The sequence below is a fragment of the Halalkalibaculum sp. DA3122 genome (genome assembly GCF_043951865.1).
Taxonomy (GTDB): domain Bacteria; phylum Bacteroidota; class Rhodothermia; order Balneolales; family Balneolaceae; genus JAMQKA01.
The window spans coordinates 138,081-153,625 of the sequence record NZ_JBINJF010000004.1 but is presented as its reverse complement, the minus strand read 5'-3'; the positions used below and the strand labels follow the sequence as shown (position 1 = coordinate 153,625).

Below are 15,545 nucleotides of genomic sequence, written 5' to 3'. Positions count from 1 at the left end.
TTTTTAGGTTGTATAACGTTTGCAGGGCTGTTACGTTATTAAACCACTATGAAACGATTTATCTGCATACTGTCAGTTGTTGCTGCGGGTACCTGTGCCGCCGAAAGCCAGGTGCTGCCGTTTCGTTCTTATTCCATTGAAAACGGGCTGAGCGAAGCGGTCGTCAACGATATGCTCCAGGACAGCGACGGGTACATATGGATTGCAACCGGGTACGGGCTGAACCGGTTTGACGGGATAAAGTTCGAAAATTATTACCAGGAAGACGGACTTGCCGGCAACAAAATCCAGTCGCTGCATGAGGATACCCGGGGGCGCATTTGGGTGGGCACCGAGTCCGGGATAAGCATCATCGAAGATGACAGCATCAGTACGGTTCCGGGCATGGAGCCGCTGGAGTCCACCACTGTACTCGAGGTTTTTGAGGATGAAAACGGAGATTACTGGTTCGCCACCGATGGCGATGGAATATGGCATCAAGAGGAATCCGGGAATCTCATTCAGTACACCACGGTCCACGGACTGGCGGGCAACCGTGTTCGGGATATCATCGAAGATAAAGAGGGCACTCTCTGGTTTGGGACGCGTGATGGGTTGACCAGCCTCAGCGGAGGGAATTTCAGGAGCTACAGGACCAGGCACGGATTGCCGGATGACAAGATCCGGGATCTTGAAACGGATCCCACCGGTGGATTTTGGATCGCCACGCGCGGTGGACTCAGCCATTTTCGACAGGGAGAGTTTACCAATTACACCGAGGCAGACGGCCTGGTGAACAACCGGATCCGCTCAATATCTCCCGATGCGAAAGGAGGACTTTGGCTGGGTACCGAGGAGGGCGCCAGCTATTACAACGGCGATTCGTTCCGGAACTATACGATTGATCATGGTCTTTCAAATAATATCATCTACTCTACACTCTACGATCGGGAAGAAAACATCTGGTTCGGAACGTTTGGAGGCGGAATAAACCTGTTTCTGGGAGAACAATACAGGAATTTTACTATCGAAGAGGGGTTGCCAAATAATGTAATCACTTCCATAACGCAGGAGCCGGGGGGCGCTTATTGGATAACCACATACGGCGGGGGAATTGTACGATATACCGATTCGGGCTTCGAAATCTTCAACCAGCGCGACGGCCTGGTGGATAACAAGGCCTATACCTCGATGGTCGACAGCAATGGGAGACTGTTTGTGGGTACCCGGTGGGGCATCAGCATTTATGACGGCGAAAAATTCCATAATTTTGATGAAACGGAGCTTCCCTACCGGAAGATACGTTCCATTGTTGAGCGGAGCAGGGGCGGTGAATACTGGATGGCCACCTATGGAGAGGGTGTACTCCGGTTCCGTGAGGGCGAGTTTACGCTCTACAAAGAGGAGGACGGGCTCGCTAATAATACCGTGCTTTCAGTCATTGAAGACCGTAACGGTCAGTTGTGGTTTGCTACATACGGGGGCGTAAGCCGTTATAGTAACGGCGAATTTACCAACTACAGCATCCGGGATGGACTGCCGAACAACGGGGTGCTGGATATCCTGGAGGATCGGGCCGGCCGGCTTTGGTTCGCGACGTTTGAAGGGATCGCCCGCTACAATCAGGATGGATCTTTTGAGGCGATCACCCCCCGGGATGGTCTGCCGGATGAGGTCTGCTACTTTATTATTGAGGATGACAAGGGAATCAAGTGGATCGGCACCAACAAGGGAGTCGTGAAGTTCGATTATGAACAGTACCAGTCGGGCAGCGGAGAAATAAGCGGGGCTTTTACACTAATTACGCAGGACCAGGGAATTGTTGCAAACGAAATGAATGCCGGTGCGGGATATACCGACAGCAGTGGCGATTTGTGGTTTGGTTCGGTAGGGGGACTTACCCGTTATACGCCCGGTACCGACGAACCCAAAAGAGTACCTCCCCGTGTCCACATTGAGGATGTCCAGGTTTCGGGAGAGTCTGTTGGGAAAAAGCACACAGTGCAGATCGAAAGCGATGACCAGAATGTGGTTATCAACTTTATAGGAATCAGTTTTACTGCCCCCGACCAGGTGCGTTATGAATACAGGCTGCGGGGTTCGGGAGAAGGCTGGCAGCAGACAAACCAGCGATTTGCCCACTATTCAGCACTACTTCCCGGCGAATACACGTTTCAGGTGCGGGCCCAAAGCAGTGACGGGATATGGAGCACGCAGGCCGCATCCCTTGATTTTACCGTGCAGGCACCGTTTTGGATGCGCTGGTGGTTTATTCTGCTGGTGGCGGCCGCGATCGGGGGCGTCATCTATTTTATTTATCACTACTACAAGGTCCGGAAGATGGTCGAGATGGAGCGAATGCGCGTACGCATAGCGAGCGACCTGCATGATGATGTGGGGTCCTCGCTCACCGAGATAGCTCTTCAAACCGATTTCCTGCAAACCACAGACCTGCAAGACGAAATAAAAAAGTCGCTTTCCCAGATCGGGGAACAGAGTAGAAAAATTGTGTCGAGTCTTGATGATATCGTTTGGTCCATTGACGCGCGCAACGACACGCTTGGTGATCTCACAGATCGCATGCAGGACTATGTCAACAGCGTGCTTCCGGGCAAGGAGATCTCGTACCGTTTCGAGGCGCTGGACATGGACAAAAAACTGACGGTACCGATGAAAGAAAATATTTATTTAATTTTTAAAGAAGCGATCAACAACATCGCCAAGCACGCGGAAGCCACCAAAGTGGAAATTGAGTTGCGCAACAAGAACGGGTCGATCGACATGTATGTTCATGACAACGGGAGCGGTATAAATGCAGAAGCGCGAAAGTCGGGTCACGGGCTCAGGAATATGAAGATGCGGGCACGGCGGATTGACGCGAACCTTGAGTTCGAAAATGAAAATGGATTTACCGTGTACCTGTCTGGGAAGCAGTGATATTCGAAAATAATGAGTACTTTAACTCGTGATGCATTACCAAGCAGCCTTGCTCTTTCACATGTCATTCGCTGTCAAGATACTGTTCTCCAAAACAACTTTTACGCGGCTCATAAAACAAGACATCTGATAACTGAGAAATGATATATTATGCCTTCAACAGTCGGAATAGTAGAAGACAACAAAAAGATAAGGGATCTGATTCAGCGTTATCTGGATATGCAGGATGAACTCTCCTGTCCGGTGGCGGTAGACACGGTGGAGGAGATGATGGAGTACCTGGAAGAGCACAAAAAGCCCAACGTGATTTTGATGGATATACAGCTTCCGGGCATGTCAGGTATTGAGGGAATCGGGCTGATCAAGGAGCAGTATCCCGAAATCGAAATTATCATGCTCACTGTCTACCACGATTCCCACAAAATATTTAACTCACTTTGCGCCGGCGCTTCGGGATATCTGCTCAAGCATACCTCGTTGCCGGAGATCAGGGACTCCATCCTGAACCTGCTGGACGGCGGGGCGCCGATGTCGCCGCAGATTGCTCGAAAAGTGATCAACCATTTCCAGGATCAGCAGCCCCGGAAGAATTCCGAGTCCGACCTGACACCCCGCGAGCATGACATCGTAAACGGGCTTGTGGATGGACTCAGTTACAAAATGATAGCCGATCGGTACGATATATCAATCGACACGGTACGGGCTCACATCCGCAACATTTACAAGAAGCTGCACGTAAATTCAAAAGCTGAGGTCATCGCAAAGTCCCTGAGAGGGGAGATCTGAAATCCAAGGGCAACGCAACAAAACGTTGTTGAAACGGTTGTTAATAATAGCAACAAAGAGTAACATGATAATGTTATTGAACAAATACCTGTAAATAGTGCATATTGAAACAGAAGTTAGCAAAAGCCGTTAATATGCCGATTCAGCTTAATAGCTACGTTGAGCAAACCGGCAAATGGAGAAAGCCATGAAATCCCGAATACCGTTTACACTGCTTATCGCTTCATTATTCTTTTTGACGGGCTGCTATACGCAACTTCAGTATTCACAGCGCATCCACAGGATTACGGATGAACCACAGAAGTCCGATACCTATACCTACGAGGGGGAGCAAACAGAGCCGCGGGCTGAAAGTGCACCCGGGACCGATGAAGATGAATTTTATTATGAAGAAGGGTATGAAGACGGCTACTACGACGGTACCGAAGATGCGTTCTACTACAAGGATTACAAGGCCGCCGAATGGTATGCCCGACATGGATTCGGAAGTTTCTACCATGATTATTACTTCCATCGGTATGGCTTTCCGCAGCGCAGCTTTTACAGCAGGTATCATTTCCATGATCCCTTCTTTTACGATTATTATCCCGGAACATTCGCCACCTTTAGTTTAAGCCTGCACTTTGGGCATTCGTTTGGGGCGTTTTATGGATATCCGCACCACTGGTACCGATATCGCGCGTTTCACTACTGGGATCCTTATTATGGCTACGGTTATCGACCTGTATTTGTGAACAACTACTTTTATTCGGGTTATGCCGGGTATGTTGGGGTAGGTAAAGACAAAAAAGACCGTACCTACGGCCGAAGAACAGTAACAGGCACCAACAGGGTGCGCTCCGGAGCATCATCGGATGCGGCGGTACGCTCCGCACGTACGGCCTCCGAGGTCAGGGAGAAGGGGCGAACCAACACTACGAGGTTGAGAACCCGAGACAACGGAAATACCGTACGAAGCCGGGGAACGGTCCGCACCCGCTCCAGTTCAGATACTCCCCGCGTACGCTCAACCGGTCGATCGAGTACCGGCAGGTCGAGCAGCGGCAGTACTACGCGTCGGTCAAGAGATAATGAGTCTAACCGTTCGGCGGTAGTAACAGGAACAGAGAACGATAATTCTCGAGCGCGACCTGACTACAGGGATTACAGCAAAATGGAAGAGATGAACCGGGAACGGATCCGGAACCGGATAAAAAACAGCCGGACCTCTCAATGGGGAATGGATAGAAATATCAGGGATCTGCTGGATTTAGATCGTCCAGATCGTTCCGGCAACCGTATTCGCATCAATTTTGATAACAGTAACCGGTCTTCCGGAAACTCCATTTATAACAGGAAGTCAAGGTCTTCATCCAGTAACAGTTCATCCGGAACCCGGGTCAGATCCCAATCCTCGTCCTCCTCCAGCCGTGGAAATGTGTCCTCTCCCAGAAGTCGCAGTTCCAGTGGTGACAACTCATCCAGCGGTTCTTCCAGCCGAAGGAGCAGGGGCAACTAAAGCGCTGTTGCAATCCAGTATTCATTCCAGTCAACGGAAACTGCAAGAATATTAAATATCAGGTACCCCGCGTATGTCCAGATACAAGAGAATACTACCCCTGCTGCTAAGCCTGTTTTTACCGGTTTCACTGCTGGCGCAAAGTGCGGAAGATGTCCTGCGCTATAGCCTCGAATATCCCTCCTACGACGCCCAAAGTTTGGTTATACCCGGTATCAGCGATAACGCCGGTTTCGGTAGTTTCCAGGAAAATCCTGCCGCTATGGGTCTGTTCGAAGATAGCTTTACCTCGTTCAGTATCAGCATGAGGAACGTAAATGAAAAAACCACGTTCCAGAATGATACATTTAGTTTTGATGATTCGCAGTCGAATGTAGGGGATTTCGGACTGGTCTACAAGATCCCAACCGTGCAGGGCAGTTTTGTAATTGGGGGCGGATACAGCCAGACCACCGACTTCAACCGCGCGATGGGAGTCAATCACCAGAATAGCAGGAGTTCTCTAAGCGATTTTTATAATATTACCAGCGACGATGCCCTCTACGATGCCGCCTTTAATGTATATGCACTTGACTGGGCGGATGTAGACAGTACTTATACGCAGTCCATATTCAGAATAGGATTTGCACCTGAAGACTGGCCCGGCGTGCAGCAAAATATGGAGCTGACGGAACGGGGACGGATGGGGGAGTATTCGGCGTTTTTTGCAACGGAGTTTCAAAAGAACCTGTACATCGGTGCCTCCCTTGGGATTCTGGTCGGGGAGTACCACTATGAACGACAGTTTTTGGAATCGGATCCCGACAATATCTATGATGGTTCTCTGATCGACAGTGACGGCGACGGGACCGGGGAAACCGACATTGATCGGATACTCAGTGTGGATACCATCGATTCGGAATTTACAGGGCTGTCGGCTCGAATCGGCTTGTTATACCAGGTCAATTCCTTCCTGAGCATAGGCGGCAGCTATGAAATTCCATCGCTGCTTTCATTTGACGAGGAATTTAATACGCAGTTAACCTCAACTTTTGACAACGGGGCTGGATTTGAAGAGGAGCTGCCCGGCGAATTTTCTTATAGAATCGAACGCCCGGCGCGTATCAATGCGGGCATTACCCTTACAGGTCTGAATGGGGTCAAGCTTTCACTTGCTGCTGAACAGGTCGATTATACGACTGCTGAACTGGATCTCGAGGGAGAGGACCTGGACTACCAGCAGCAGGAGAATGATTTTATTGACCAAAATTTCAGGGAAGTAACCAATCTGCGTGGAGCAATTGAATTTAATTTCAATGAGGGGTTCTCTCCCCGCTTCGGGTATGCATGGTTCCCCAGCCCCCGGCAGAACGGCGGCACGGAACGTCAATTTTTCAATGGTGGATTCAGTTCCAGGTTTTCTGAGAATTTCTGGTTTGATTTTGGAGTGCAGTACTCTATCTGGGAGGATCAAAACCAGTTATACAGCTATGACAACGGCAGTCGCATCGTTCCGGAAGTGGCCGAAGAAGAGATTCGGAGGCTCCATTTTATGGCAGGAATTCGAATCGGATTTAATTAGGCCCTAATTAGTGTTCAGTGCCCCACAAAAATTGTGAAAATCCCTAAGCGTAATCATGGCTCTTTGAGCAAGTCCTGACTATGACCGCTTTCCCGCGGAAGAGAAATTTTACGGGGCGGTTCTCCTTGAATCGCCCCGTTATCACCCGTTTTAATATTAAGGGCTCCAAACCGCTGTTTCTCCGCCTATTCTGCATCGAGAGCTTCCACCTTTTTCTTGGGATTGACGCTGAGAACCGGGGTTTTTACATGTCGTACAATGTTGGTGGTGGTACTGCCCATCATCAGGTAGTCGATACCTGTTCGGCCAACTGTTGCCATTACGATAAGATCTGCCGGTTTGTTCAGGTTGTAATTCAAAATGGTTTCGTGCGGTGTATCCTGCGAGACGATGACATTGATCTTAAGTCGATCGCTTATCTCGTGCAGCTCCTCTTTGGCCAAAATTTCCAGCCTTTTTTTACGGAGTGATATTTTCCCCTCATCCGGTTTTTCGTCATGCTGGGGATCATAGCTCATCACGTTCAGCAGTTCCACTTCGGCGTCCGCTGCTTCGGAAATCGACTGTACCAGCGGAAAGGCCGCGTGCGAATTGTCAGAAAAATCGGTCGTGGTCAGGATCTTCTTGATCGGTCCGATCTCAGACTCCTTGTCAATCACGAGCACGGGTACGTGAGAAATGCGCAACACTTTTTCCGCTACGGAGCCCAGGAAAAAACGGCTGAATCCCGTACGCCCGTGGGTACTCATTATAATCATGTCGTATGCTTTTCCCTCATCCGCAATAGCATGGGCGGCGTTGCCCACCGACACAATCGATTCATCAAGGTAGGCGGGATCCACCTGCTCGCGGGCCACCTCTTCCAGTCGTTCTTTCAGCGACATCTCTATCTCGTCGTAATCTTCGGTTGGGGTGGTGCCGTAGCCCAGCATATAGGGTCCTTCCATCTCGCTGATCGGAAGGTAGGCGTGAAACGGCGTGACCCGTCCGTCAAAAAGCTTGGCAAACTGTTGGGCGGCCGTTAGCGCGCGCGTGCTGAGATCTGAAAAATCAAGTGGAACAAGTATTTTTATGTTTTTCATCGTCTTTCCCGTTTTAGTTGTCGTTGATTGAATAAAATGGTTTCACAGCCATCCCTTTTTCCTGAAATAGACCATCATGACTATCGCCATGATAAACATGAGAAGCATCACCAGGGGGTAGCCCCAGTACCATTGCAATTCAGGCATGTTATAGGGACTTGCAGCCGGATCAAAATTCATCCCGTAGATGCCTGCAATAAACGTCAGCGGGATGAAGATGGTGGCAATGATGGTGAGCACTTTCATGACTTCATTCATCTTGTTGCTCACATGGCTCATGTAGATGTCGTGCATGCCGATTACCATATCGCGGTAGTTTTCTATATTGTCGATAATCTGTACCATGTGGTCATAGACATCTCGCAGAAAAAGCTTGGTGCGCTCCTCAATAAAGGGAGATTCATCACGAATCGTGGAGTTGAGCATATCCCTCAGCGGCCAGACCGACTTTCGAAAAAAGATGAGGTCCCGCCGGAGGGCATGGATTTGATGTAACGTTTCCTTGTCGGGATCGTCCAGCACCAGGTCCTCAAGGTGTTCAATACGGTCGGCCAGGTGTTCCAGAACGCTGAAATAATGGTCCACGACCGTATCAATCAGGGCATAGGCAAGGTAGTCCATCCCATGTTTCCGAATGCGCACATTGCCGTACATTAAACGATCCACTACCGGTTTGAAAAAGTCGTGGTCGGATTCCTGGAAAGAGAGCACGTAGTTGTCACTAAGTACGATACTGACCTGCTCAGATTCAATCTGGCCCCGTTCCTCTGACCAGGTGAGCATCCTGATCACAAAATAGATGTTGTGCTCATACAGCTCGGCCTTGGGTCGCTGAGTGGTGTTTACGATATCCTCCTGTACAAGGGGATGAAGGTCAAAGTAGGACCAGATCGAGGTAAGCTTTTCAATATCGTGTACCCCGCAAATTTTTATCCATGTTTTGGATGGATTTTCCAGGTAGGGTCGGCTCTCTTCTACATTCTCAATTGAAACCTGATCCATATGCTCTGCATCATAGTCGTAGATGGTGAGTTGAACATCATCCAGCCGCTGCTCCCCGATGTGCTCAATCGTACCGGGTGCAGATCCCGGCTTTTTCTGTTTTCGCTTCGAAAAAAGTTGTAATCTCCTGGAATTTTTAGTCATAGCTTTTTTGCCGGCGTGGATTCTGACGTATCACTAATCTGACGTATCACTAATATGATGATCCACGTAACGACAAACAAGCCCGGATAGATGAACAGGTTATAAAGATGGGACCATACATAATGCCTGTTTTCAAAGGTAGGTATGAAAAGTCCTCTGTAATTATTCAGCCAGGGGTGAGAGCCATTGCCGGCAAATCAGGACCGTTGTTCTCTTCTCTTCAAGATCCAGTGAACCACCGGCGGGGCAAAGATGATGGCGATGAAGACGATGCCGGTAAACAGGTAGATGACGACTGCCAAAAGGATACAGACAACCAGTACCAGCAGGGAGATTGCGTTGGTTTTTTGCTGAATATCCATGATTCCGACAGGTAGTCTAACTTAAGTACGCAGAAAACGCAAGGAGTCTTACCCCATTTTGATGAGTTTATCGCAATAGCTGGGTGAATTCCCCGTGTCCAATTATGCCGTTTCCAGCCGCAGCACCTCCAGCGGGGGACGTTGATACACGCTTCGGCTGTTGAGCATTCCGATAAGGATTGTAAGCCCCGCAATGGCAAGCGTGCCGATGATGATGACCCAGATATTGGGTATAAACGTGAGATCGAAATAAAAGTAACCGAGCAGCCATGTGGAAAGCACCGACAGGATAAGCCCCGTAAATGCTCCCAGCACTCCAAGAAAAAAGTATTCGATGGAAAGAATCTGGATGATCTGCTTTTTGCTGGCTCCCAGGGTGCGCAGCAGAACGCTTTCTTTAATGCGCTGAAGCCTGCTGATGGCTACCGAACTTGCAAGAACAATAAGGCCCGTAAGAATACTGAAGAGTGCCATAAACTGGATGGCGAATGAAATTTTATCAATAAACTCGTTGATCGTCTGCAGGATGAGCCCCACATCGATGGCTGAGACGTTGGGGTATTTTTGTACCACCTGCTGCTGAATTTGGGCCGACTCATCCCGGCCGGAAGTCCGGGTAACAATTACACCGATCTGCGGTGCCTGCTCCAGTACACCCTTGGGAAATACCATGAAAAAGTTGGGTTGTACGCGTTGGAAGTCAACCTCCCTTATGCTTGCGATGTAGGCTTTGACCGGCAGACCCTGAACATTAAAGGTGAGCGTATCACCGATCCCGGCGTTCAGGTCTTCTGTAATTTCTTTTGCGGCGGAAACCGGTATCACGTCGGTTTCGGGGTCCACTTCGCCAATCCATTTTCCCTCCACGAGTGTTTCTGAGTCGAGCAGGGAATCGCGGTACGTGGAACGGTATTCCCGGTCGAGGGCCCAGCCCCGAATATTACTGGAGGTGTCTTCCCGGATCTCCTCGACAGTACGTCCCTGGTAGGAGGAGATCCTCATCGTTACGATAGGCACATTCTGTAAGATGGGAATTCCTTCTGCCTCCATAATTTGGCGTACGCCTTCGTTCTGGTCGGGCTGGATATCAAACAAGATCAGGTTGGGCGAATCATCACGGGTGGCAAAATTGAGTTCACTCATAAGCATATCCTGGCTGAAGTAGAGCGTGCTTATCAGCAGCATACCAAGACCGAGCGAGAGCAGGAGCGTAGCCGTTTGGTTATTCGGGCGATATAAGTTGGCCAGTCCCTGCCGCCACACATACGAGAATTCAGAGGGAAAATAACGTTTTACAAACCACATCAGCCCCCGGGCCACCAGCAGCAAAAGGCCAAAGGCCACAATCATGCCAATGGTAAAGACGCCCCCGACCATCCAGTCTTCGGTGATCAGGGTGGCATAACCGGCAACAGTGAGTACGATAATGCCGTAGATGCTCCATTTCGTTTTACGTCCCAGTAGGTTGGTAAGCGTTTCATTCATCGTCCGCAAGGCGTAAAGCGGAGAGGCCTTGCGCAGCGAAAGCAGCGGCATCAGGGCGAAAACCAGTGCGACCCCTGTGCCGGTGAGCAATCCGAGAGCCACCGCAAGCCATGATATCGTCAGGTCGACATCAACCGGTAAAAAGTCACTGACAAGTTGAGGCAGCATATACTGGATACTCACACCGAGTACAGTGCCCGCCAGCGCGCCCGTCAGTCCCAGCACCAACGCCTGTATCAGGAATATGGTCATCGTTTGGTTGGAGGTGGCTCCAAAACAGCGCAGGACGGCGGCGGTGCTTATCTTTTGCTTGATATACAGGTGGATGGCACTGGCTACCCCGATGCCCCCCAGCAGCAGCGCAACAAACCCTACGAGGTTCAAAAACTTGGCCAGGTTGCCCACTGCCTCTCCCATCTCTTCACGCCGTTCGGCCACGTCATCGTACCGCAGGTCGTGTTCATCCATGAACGCCTCGGTATTCTCCCGCATCTGGGCCATGTCGCGGCCATCGTCAAACTTGAAGTACATCTTGTATTCCACAAAACTGCCGCGCTGAACCAAACCGGTGGAATCCACCATGGAGTAGGGAATAAAGATGCGGGGTCCCACCATGGAGACGGCCGCCGCTTCGCCGGGAACCTGTTCTATTCCACCTGAAATTTCAAAAGTTACGTTACCGATTCGCACAGAATCTCCCACTTCGGTGCCGAACTGTACCATAAGGGCGTTATCCAGCAGTGCGGTATTATTTTGCCGGTAAGTGCGGACAGCCTCTGGTGGATTTGTGAGGATCTCCCCGTAAAAGGGAAAATCTCCCTGTATGGCGCGAATTTGTGACAGGCGGGTACCCCCGCTTTCCGGAAGGTACGCCATCGAGTTAAATTCGATCATTTTTGACTGTTCGCCCCCGAGGGAATCGAAATAGGCCAGTTCCTCGTCGGAAAAGGGGCGTTCGGCCTCGATCTCAAGGTCTGCCCCCAGCAGCTCGCGCGACTGGTTGTCAATGGTATTGGTCAGGCTTTCCCGGAACGAGGTAATAGCCACCTGTGCCGCTACACCAATAATGATAGCCGAGATGTAGAGAAACAGCCGCTTTTTGTTGGAGCGGGCATCGCGCCACGCCATTTTCCATGTCCATGAAGACCAGAAGGGAGCCATCGGTTACGCCTCTTTAATGTTAACGGTAGCTGTTTCCCTGATCCATTCGTCCGAATCGATCTTTCCATTCTTAAGCTGTATGACGCGATCGCACTTGTGGGCCAACTCAAGATCGTGGGTTACAATGACCAGCGTGGTTCCGCTGGCCCTGTTCAGGTCAAAAATCAATTCTTCAATGGTTTCACCGGTTTCCGCATCCAGGTTGCCGGTAGGCTCATCAGCAAAAAGGATCTGCGGTTTGTTGATAAAGGCCCGGGCAATGGCTACCCGCTGTTGCTCTCCCCCAGACAGCTGCGTGGGATAGTGGTGAAGGCGATCCCCCAGTCCCACTTCCTGTAATAATTCCCTCGCGTATCGATTCACTTCTTTGGTCGCTTCTCCCCTCAGCTCCAGCGGAACCATGACATTTTCGAGTGCCGTGAGCGTAGGAATAAGCTGGAATGTCTGGAAGACAAACCCCACAAAATCGTTACGGGCGGCCGCGCGTTCATCTTCACTCAGATCGCCCAGCCTGATACCGTTCAGGATGACATCTCCACGGGTAGGGCGGTCGAGTCCGGCACATAATCCCAGCAGCGTGGTTTTTCCACTGCCGGACGGGCCCACAATGGAGCAGATCGTTCCTTCGGTGACAGTAAATGACACGGAATCCAAAACGGTCAGTTTTTTATCTCCGCTCGTAAATTGCTGCGTCAGATTGTTGATTTCAAGTATGTTTGGTGATTCCATGCCGGATATTATGGTTAAATTTGTACTGTGAATATAGTCTGTGGCTGTGAAACTCAATCAGTTACCGACCCGTGAAGCTGTTGGTTCATCAATTTGCAGGTGACAACTCCAGATACCGTTTAGATCAAGAGTTGTTCGTGAATCGGTTCTCAACGCCACATCTGCCGGTTTTAAAATGCGGCGAAACCAACGCTGTTGCACCCGAAGATCTCGATAACGGTATAGCTGAGCCTCTGTGCTCAACTCTCTGCCACACTGTGTTATTGTTTCAAAATCAGTTGATATGTTAAGAGAACACTATTCGGGACATTCCCAAATGAGCCCGGTTAACTTATAACATGAATTTGTAGGAAATCTGAAAATAGATGGCGTTTAGCAATATTATTACGAATCTTCCATTTTTTAGTAGATCTTAAAAACCCACCTGCTTAGCAGGTGGTAATGTACTACATTCTGTTTGTGTAATTAAGATGGGTATAACTAAAAAACAGTGATCCTCCATTCCAACGGTAAACGGATTTATTGCTGCCTGCGTTAGTCCAATGAATACAGCTCACAAAACAACCATAGAATTTATGAAGCACACGATTTTACTGACGATTATTGCACTTTTTTTTACCTGTAATCCCGGATACTCTCAGGATGAGAGTGCCAATATTCTGTTTTTTGGGGATAGTATTACCGCCGGAAACGGGGTAGACCAGGATGAGGCCTTCCCGGCTCTTATACAGAAAAAGATAGATTCGCTCGGGTGGAACTTCGAGGTTCAGAACGGCGGGTTGAGCGGTGAAACTTCGGCGGGGGGACTGCGGCGCATTGACTGGATGTTGAGCAAGCCGGTGGATGTGTTTGTGCTGGAACTGGGAGGCAATGACGGTCTGCGCGGCATTGACGTGGGCTCCACCAAGGAGAACCTGCAAAAAATAATTGACAAGGTGCGCGAAAAATATCCGGGGGCGCAGATCATTTTGGCAGGCATGCAGGTGCCGCCGAACCTGGGACAGGAATACACGAACAGTTTCAGGCAGATGTACACGGATCTGGCTGAAACGAATAACATCCCCTTGATCCCTTTTATCCTGGAGGGAGCGGCACTCAACCCCGATTTGATGCAGGATGACGATATCCATCCGAATGCAGAGGGTCATAAAGTAGTGGCTGACAATGTGTGGGAGGTCCTGAAACCGGTTCTTCAGAAAGTGAGAAGCTGAGCTTTACGCGTTCTCCTCCCGGATAGACCCCGTGAAGCTGTTTGCAGGTGTATCAGAAAATCTTGAAAATCGGGGTAAAAACAACTCTACTGCAGAATACTGGAAAATTTAAATTCTTATTTTATCTTGATTTGGTCGTGCTTCTGACGAGCGTGCCCTCAAATAACGTTAATCAGCAATTTCCCGTACGTGATGAAATCTTTATATCTTCGATATTTTTCTGTTTTGTTACTCTTCCTGCTTGGTCCGGTATCTTCTGCGGATGGACAGCAGCTTGACTACCAACCCAAAGTGTTGCTGGTGACGGCCCACCCCGATGATGATGCCATATACGCGGCAACGGTTTTTAAAACCACGCACCTGCTGGATGGCGTGGCGGATCTGGCCATCATGACGAATGGAGAGGGCGGCTACCGCTATTCCACACTGGGGAACTATATTTACGGCAGGCAACTGGACAAAGAGGAGGTCGGCCGCGCCTATCTTCCCGGAATTCGTAAAAAAGAGGTGATGGCCGGTGGAGAGATCGTGGGGATTCGAAACTATTATTTTCTGGAGCAGAAAGACAAGGAGTATACCGAGGATGTTCAGGAGGCGCTCGATATGTGGGACGCATCCTGGATTGAACAGCGACTGCAGGAGATTCTCGAGGAAGAGCAGTATGATTTTGTGCTCACAATGCTGCCCCAGCCTGGCACGCATGGACATCACAAGGCGTCGGCCCTGCTTGCACTGCGTGCTGTTGAAAATATGGAACCGGCACGGCGACCGGTTATCCTCGGCACGACAATATTTCGGGAAACGGACGGGGAAACCGACTACGAGATGCTTGAAGGATTTCCGTTAACCCGTGTGAACCGCGATCATCCACCCCTGAAATTTGACCGAACGCAGACATTCGGCTTCGAGGATCGCCTGAACTACAATATTATCGCAAACTGGGTGATTGCGGAACATAAATCACAGGGAACCATGCAGCTGTTTATGAACGGGGTTAAGGTAGAGGCGTATCTTTTTTACGATATCAACAAGGATGCCGAATATGACAGGGCTAAAGCATTTTTTGAAGCCGTCAACGCCGCCGAGATGTATACCCTGGATCAGTAGCGGTAAACGGGTGACAATGCCCGCTGTCAAATATTTATTGATAACGGCTGTCTCATTTGACGGTGGTCCGTGATCTTACCAAAATTTCCACCAGGTGATATATCCTTTTAGACGATCTATGAAATAACGGCCGTGAAACCAGCCCAACAGCCCGAAAATGGCCAGAAATGTGAGGATCAGGATGTTGGTTAAATCCCCGACAAAGGATGTAATGGAATGGGAATATGAGAAGATATACAATCCCCCGACGCCGATTCCCGGGAACATCCAGAAACCGATAATCTGCACCAGGACGAACCCGATCAGTATCGCTTGCAGGCTGTGAACTGCGCGTTCGCCGGCGGTGGGTATGGGCTTGTGGGAGGTTTCATCAATCTCAATAAAATCATCTTCACCGGGCGTTCTCTGTTGATCCATTGATTTGTAAATGTAAATATGAGCGCATGAGCATGTTATGGAAGTGAACACCCACCAATGACTGTTGGGATCGTCAATTTGGTG

12 protein-coding genes are annotated in these 15,545 nt (G+C 49.7%); 6 read left to right on the top strand and 6 right to left on the bottom strand.

Going from position 1 to position 15,545, the window contains the following annotated elements; translation table 11 throughout:
* Nucleotides 1–48: 48 nt before the first annotated feature.
* The 4 genes from ACG2F4_RS04290 to ACG2F4_RS04275 all read left to right on the top strand — a co-directional run bounded on the left by ACG2F4_RS04290 (nucleotide 49) and on the right by ACG2F4_RS04275 (nucleotide 6,761).
* The gene (locus tag ACG2F4_RS04290) at nucleotides 49–2,916 is read left to right on the top strand and encodes a two-component regulator propeller domain-containing protein (RefSeq protein WP_395258837.1); all 2,868 of its coding nucleotides are present in this window, start codon (nucleotides 49–51) and stop codon (nucleotides 2,914–2,916) included.
* A gap of 150 nt (nucleotides 2,917–3,066) precedes the next feature.
* Nucleotides 3,067–3,702 (top strand): response regulator, encoded by a 636-nt coding sequence (locus tag ACG2F4_RS04285; RefSeq protein WP_395258835.1) that lies wholly within the window; start codon nucleotides 3,067–3,069, stop codon nucleotides 3,700–3,702.
* A gap of 187 nt (nucleotides 3,703–3,889) precedes the next feature.
* Complete coding sequence (locus ACG2F4_RS04280; protein WP_395258833.1) at nucleotides 3,890–5,200, top strand: hypothetical protein; 1,311 nt, start codon at nucleotides 3,890–3,892, stop codon at nucleotides 5,198–5,200.
* A 73-nt stretch (nucleotides 5,201–5,273) separates the two neighbouring features.
* Nucleotides 5,274–6,761, top strand: a complete 1,488-nt coding sequence (locus ACG2F4_RS04275; protein ID WP_395258831.1) for a hypothetical protein — start codon at nucleotides 5,274–5,276, stop codon at nucleotides 6,759–6,761.
* 185 nt (nucleotides 6,762–6,946) lie between these two features.
* On the opposite strand, the gene ACG2F4_RS04270 is transcribed toward ACG2F4_RS04275, so the two are convergent.
* The 5 genes from ACG2F4_RS04270 to ACG2F4_RS04250 all read right to left on the bottom strand — a co-directional run bounded on the left by ACG2F4_RS04270 (nucleotide 6,947) and on the right by ACG2F4_RS04250 (nucleotide 12,726).
* Nucleotides 6,947–7,843, bottom strand: a complete 897-nt coding sequence (locus ACG2F4_RS04270) for a universal stress protein (RefSeq protein WP_395258829.1) — start codon at nucleotides 7,841–7,843, stop codon at nucleotides 6,947–6,949.
* A 42-nt stretch (nucleotides 7,844–7,885) separates the two neighbouring features.
* Nucleotides 7,886–8,989 (bottom strand): magnesium/cobalt transporter CorA, encoded by a 1,104-nt coding sequence (gene corA / locus ACG2F4_RS04265; RefSeq protein ID WP_395258827.1) that lies wholly within the window; start codon nucleotides 8,987–8,989, stop codon nucleotides 7,886–7,888.
* A gap of 197 nt (nucleotides 8,990–9,186) precedes the next feature.
* On the bottom strand, nucleotides 9,187–9,351 hold the full coding sequence (locus ACG2F4_RS04260) for a hypothetical protein (RefSeq protein WP_395258825.1): 165 nt from the start codon (nucleotides 9,349–9,351) through the stop codon (nucleotides 9,187–9,189).
* A gap of 102 nt (nucleotides 9,352–9,453) precedes the next feature.
* On the bottom strand, nucleotides 9,454–11,997 hold the full coding sequence (locus ACG2F4_RS04255) for an ABC transporter permease (protein ID WP_395258823.1): 2,544 nt from the start codon (nucleotides 11,995–11,997) through the stop codon (nucleotides 9,454–9,456).
* A gap of 3 nt (nucleotides 11,998–12,000) precedes the next feature.
* Nucleotides 12,001–12,726: an ABC transporter ATP-binding protein gene (locus ACG2F4_RS04250; RefSeq protein WP_395258821.1), complete on the bottom strand. Its 726-nt coding sequence runs from the start codon at nucleotides 12,724–12,726 to the stop codon at nucleotides 12,001–12,003.
* A gap of 575 nt (nucleotides 12,727–13,301) precedes the next feature.
* Here ACG2F4_RS04250 and ACG2F4_RS04245 point away from each other — a divergent pair.
* Together ACG2F4_RS04245 and ACG2F4_RS04240 are read left to right on the top strand one after the other, a co-directional pair.
* A complete protein-coding gene (locus ACG2F4_RS04245) occupies nucleotides 13,302–13,937 on the top strand; it encodes an arylesterase (RefSeq protein WP_395258819.1) in 636 nt (211 codons plus the stop codon).
* Nucleotides 13,938–14,129: 192 nt separating this feature from the next.
* The gene (locus ACG2F4_RS04240; RefSeq protein WP_395258817.1) at nucleotides 14,130–15,044 is read left to right on the top strand and encodes a PIG-L family deacetylase; all 915 of its coding nucleotides are present in this window, start codon (nucleotides 14,130–14,132) and stop codon (nucleotides 15,042–15,044) included.
* Between the two features lie 75 nt (nucleotides 15,045–15,119).
* Here the strand turns inward: ACG2F4_RS04240 and ACG2F4_RS04235 are convergent, their stop codons facing one another.
* The gene (locus tag ACG2F4_RS04235) at nucleotides 15,120–15,461 is read right to left on the bottom strand and encodes a hypothetical protein (protein WP_395258815.1); all 342 of its coding nucleotides are present in this window, start codon (nucleotides 15,459–15,461) and stop codon (nucleotides 15,120–15,122) included.
* Nucleotides 15,462–15,545: the final 84 nt, after the last annotated feature.

What these genes read in the sequence shown, in the direction of transcription:
- ACG2F4_RS04290 (WP_395258837.1), top strand. Translation starts at nt 49, where the DNA reads ATGAAACGATTTATCTGCATACTGTCAGTTGTTGCTGCGGGTACCTGT.
- ACG2F4_RS04285 (WP_395258835.1), top strand. Translation starts at nt 3,067, where the DNA reads ATGCCTTCAACAGTCGGAATAGTAGAAGACAACAAAAAGATAAGGGAT.
- ACG2F4_RS04280 (WP_395258833.1), top strand. Translation starts at nt 3,890, where the DNA reads ATGAAATCCCGAATACCGTTTACACTGCTTATCGCTTCATTATTCTTT.
- ACG2F4_RS04275 (WP_395258831.1), top strand. Translation starts at nt 5,274, where the DNA reads ATGTCCAGATACAAGAGAATACTACCCCTGCTGCTAAGCCTGTTTTTA.
- ACG2F4_RS04270 (WP_395258829.1), bottom strand. Translation starts at nt 7,843, where the DNA reads ATGAAAAACATAAAAATACTTGTTCCACTTGATTTTTCAGATCTCAGC.
- corA (WP_395258827.1), bottom strand. Translation starts at nt 8,989, where the DNA reads ATGACTAAAAATTCCAGGAGATTACAACTTTTTTCGAAGCGAAAACAG.
- ACG2F4_RS04260 (WP_395258825.1), bottom strand. Translation starts at nt 9,351, where the DNA reads ATGGATATTCAGCAAAAAACCAACGCAATCTCCCTGCTGGTACTGGTT.
- ACG2F4_RS04255 (WP_395258823.1), bottom strand. Translation starts at nt 11,997, where the DNA reads ATGGCTCCCTTCTGGTCTTCATGGACATGGAAAATGGCGTGGCGCGAT.
- ACG2F4_RS04250 (WP_395258821.1), bottom strand. Translation starts at nt 12,726, where the DNA reads ATGGAATCACCAAACATACTTGAAATCAACAATCTGACGCAGCAATTT.
- ACG2F4_RS04245 (WP_395258819.1), top strand. Translation starts at nt 13,302, where the DNA reads ATGAAGCACACGATTTTACTGACGATTATTGCACTTTTTTTTACCTGT.
- ACG2F4_RS04240 (WP_395258817.1), top strand. Translation starts at nt 14,130, where the DNA reads ATGAAATCTTTATATCTTCGATATTTTTCTGTTTTGTTACTCTTCCTG.
- ACG2F4_RS04235 (WP_395258815.1), bottom strand. Translation starts at nt 15,461, where the DNA reads ATGGATCAACAGAGAACGCCCGGTGAAGATGATTTTATTGAGATTGAT.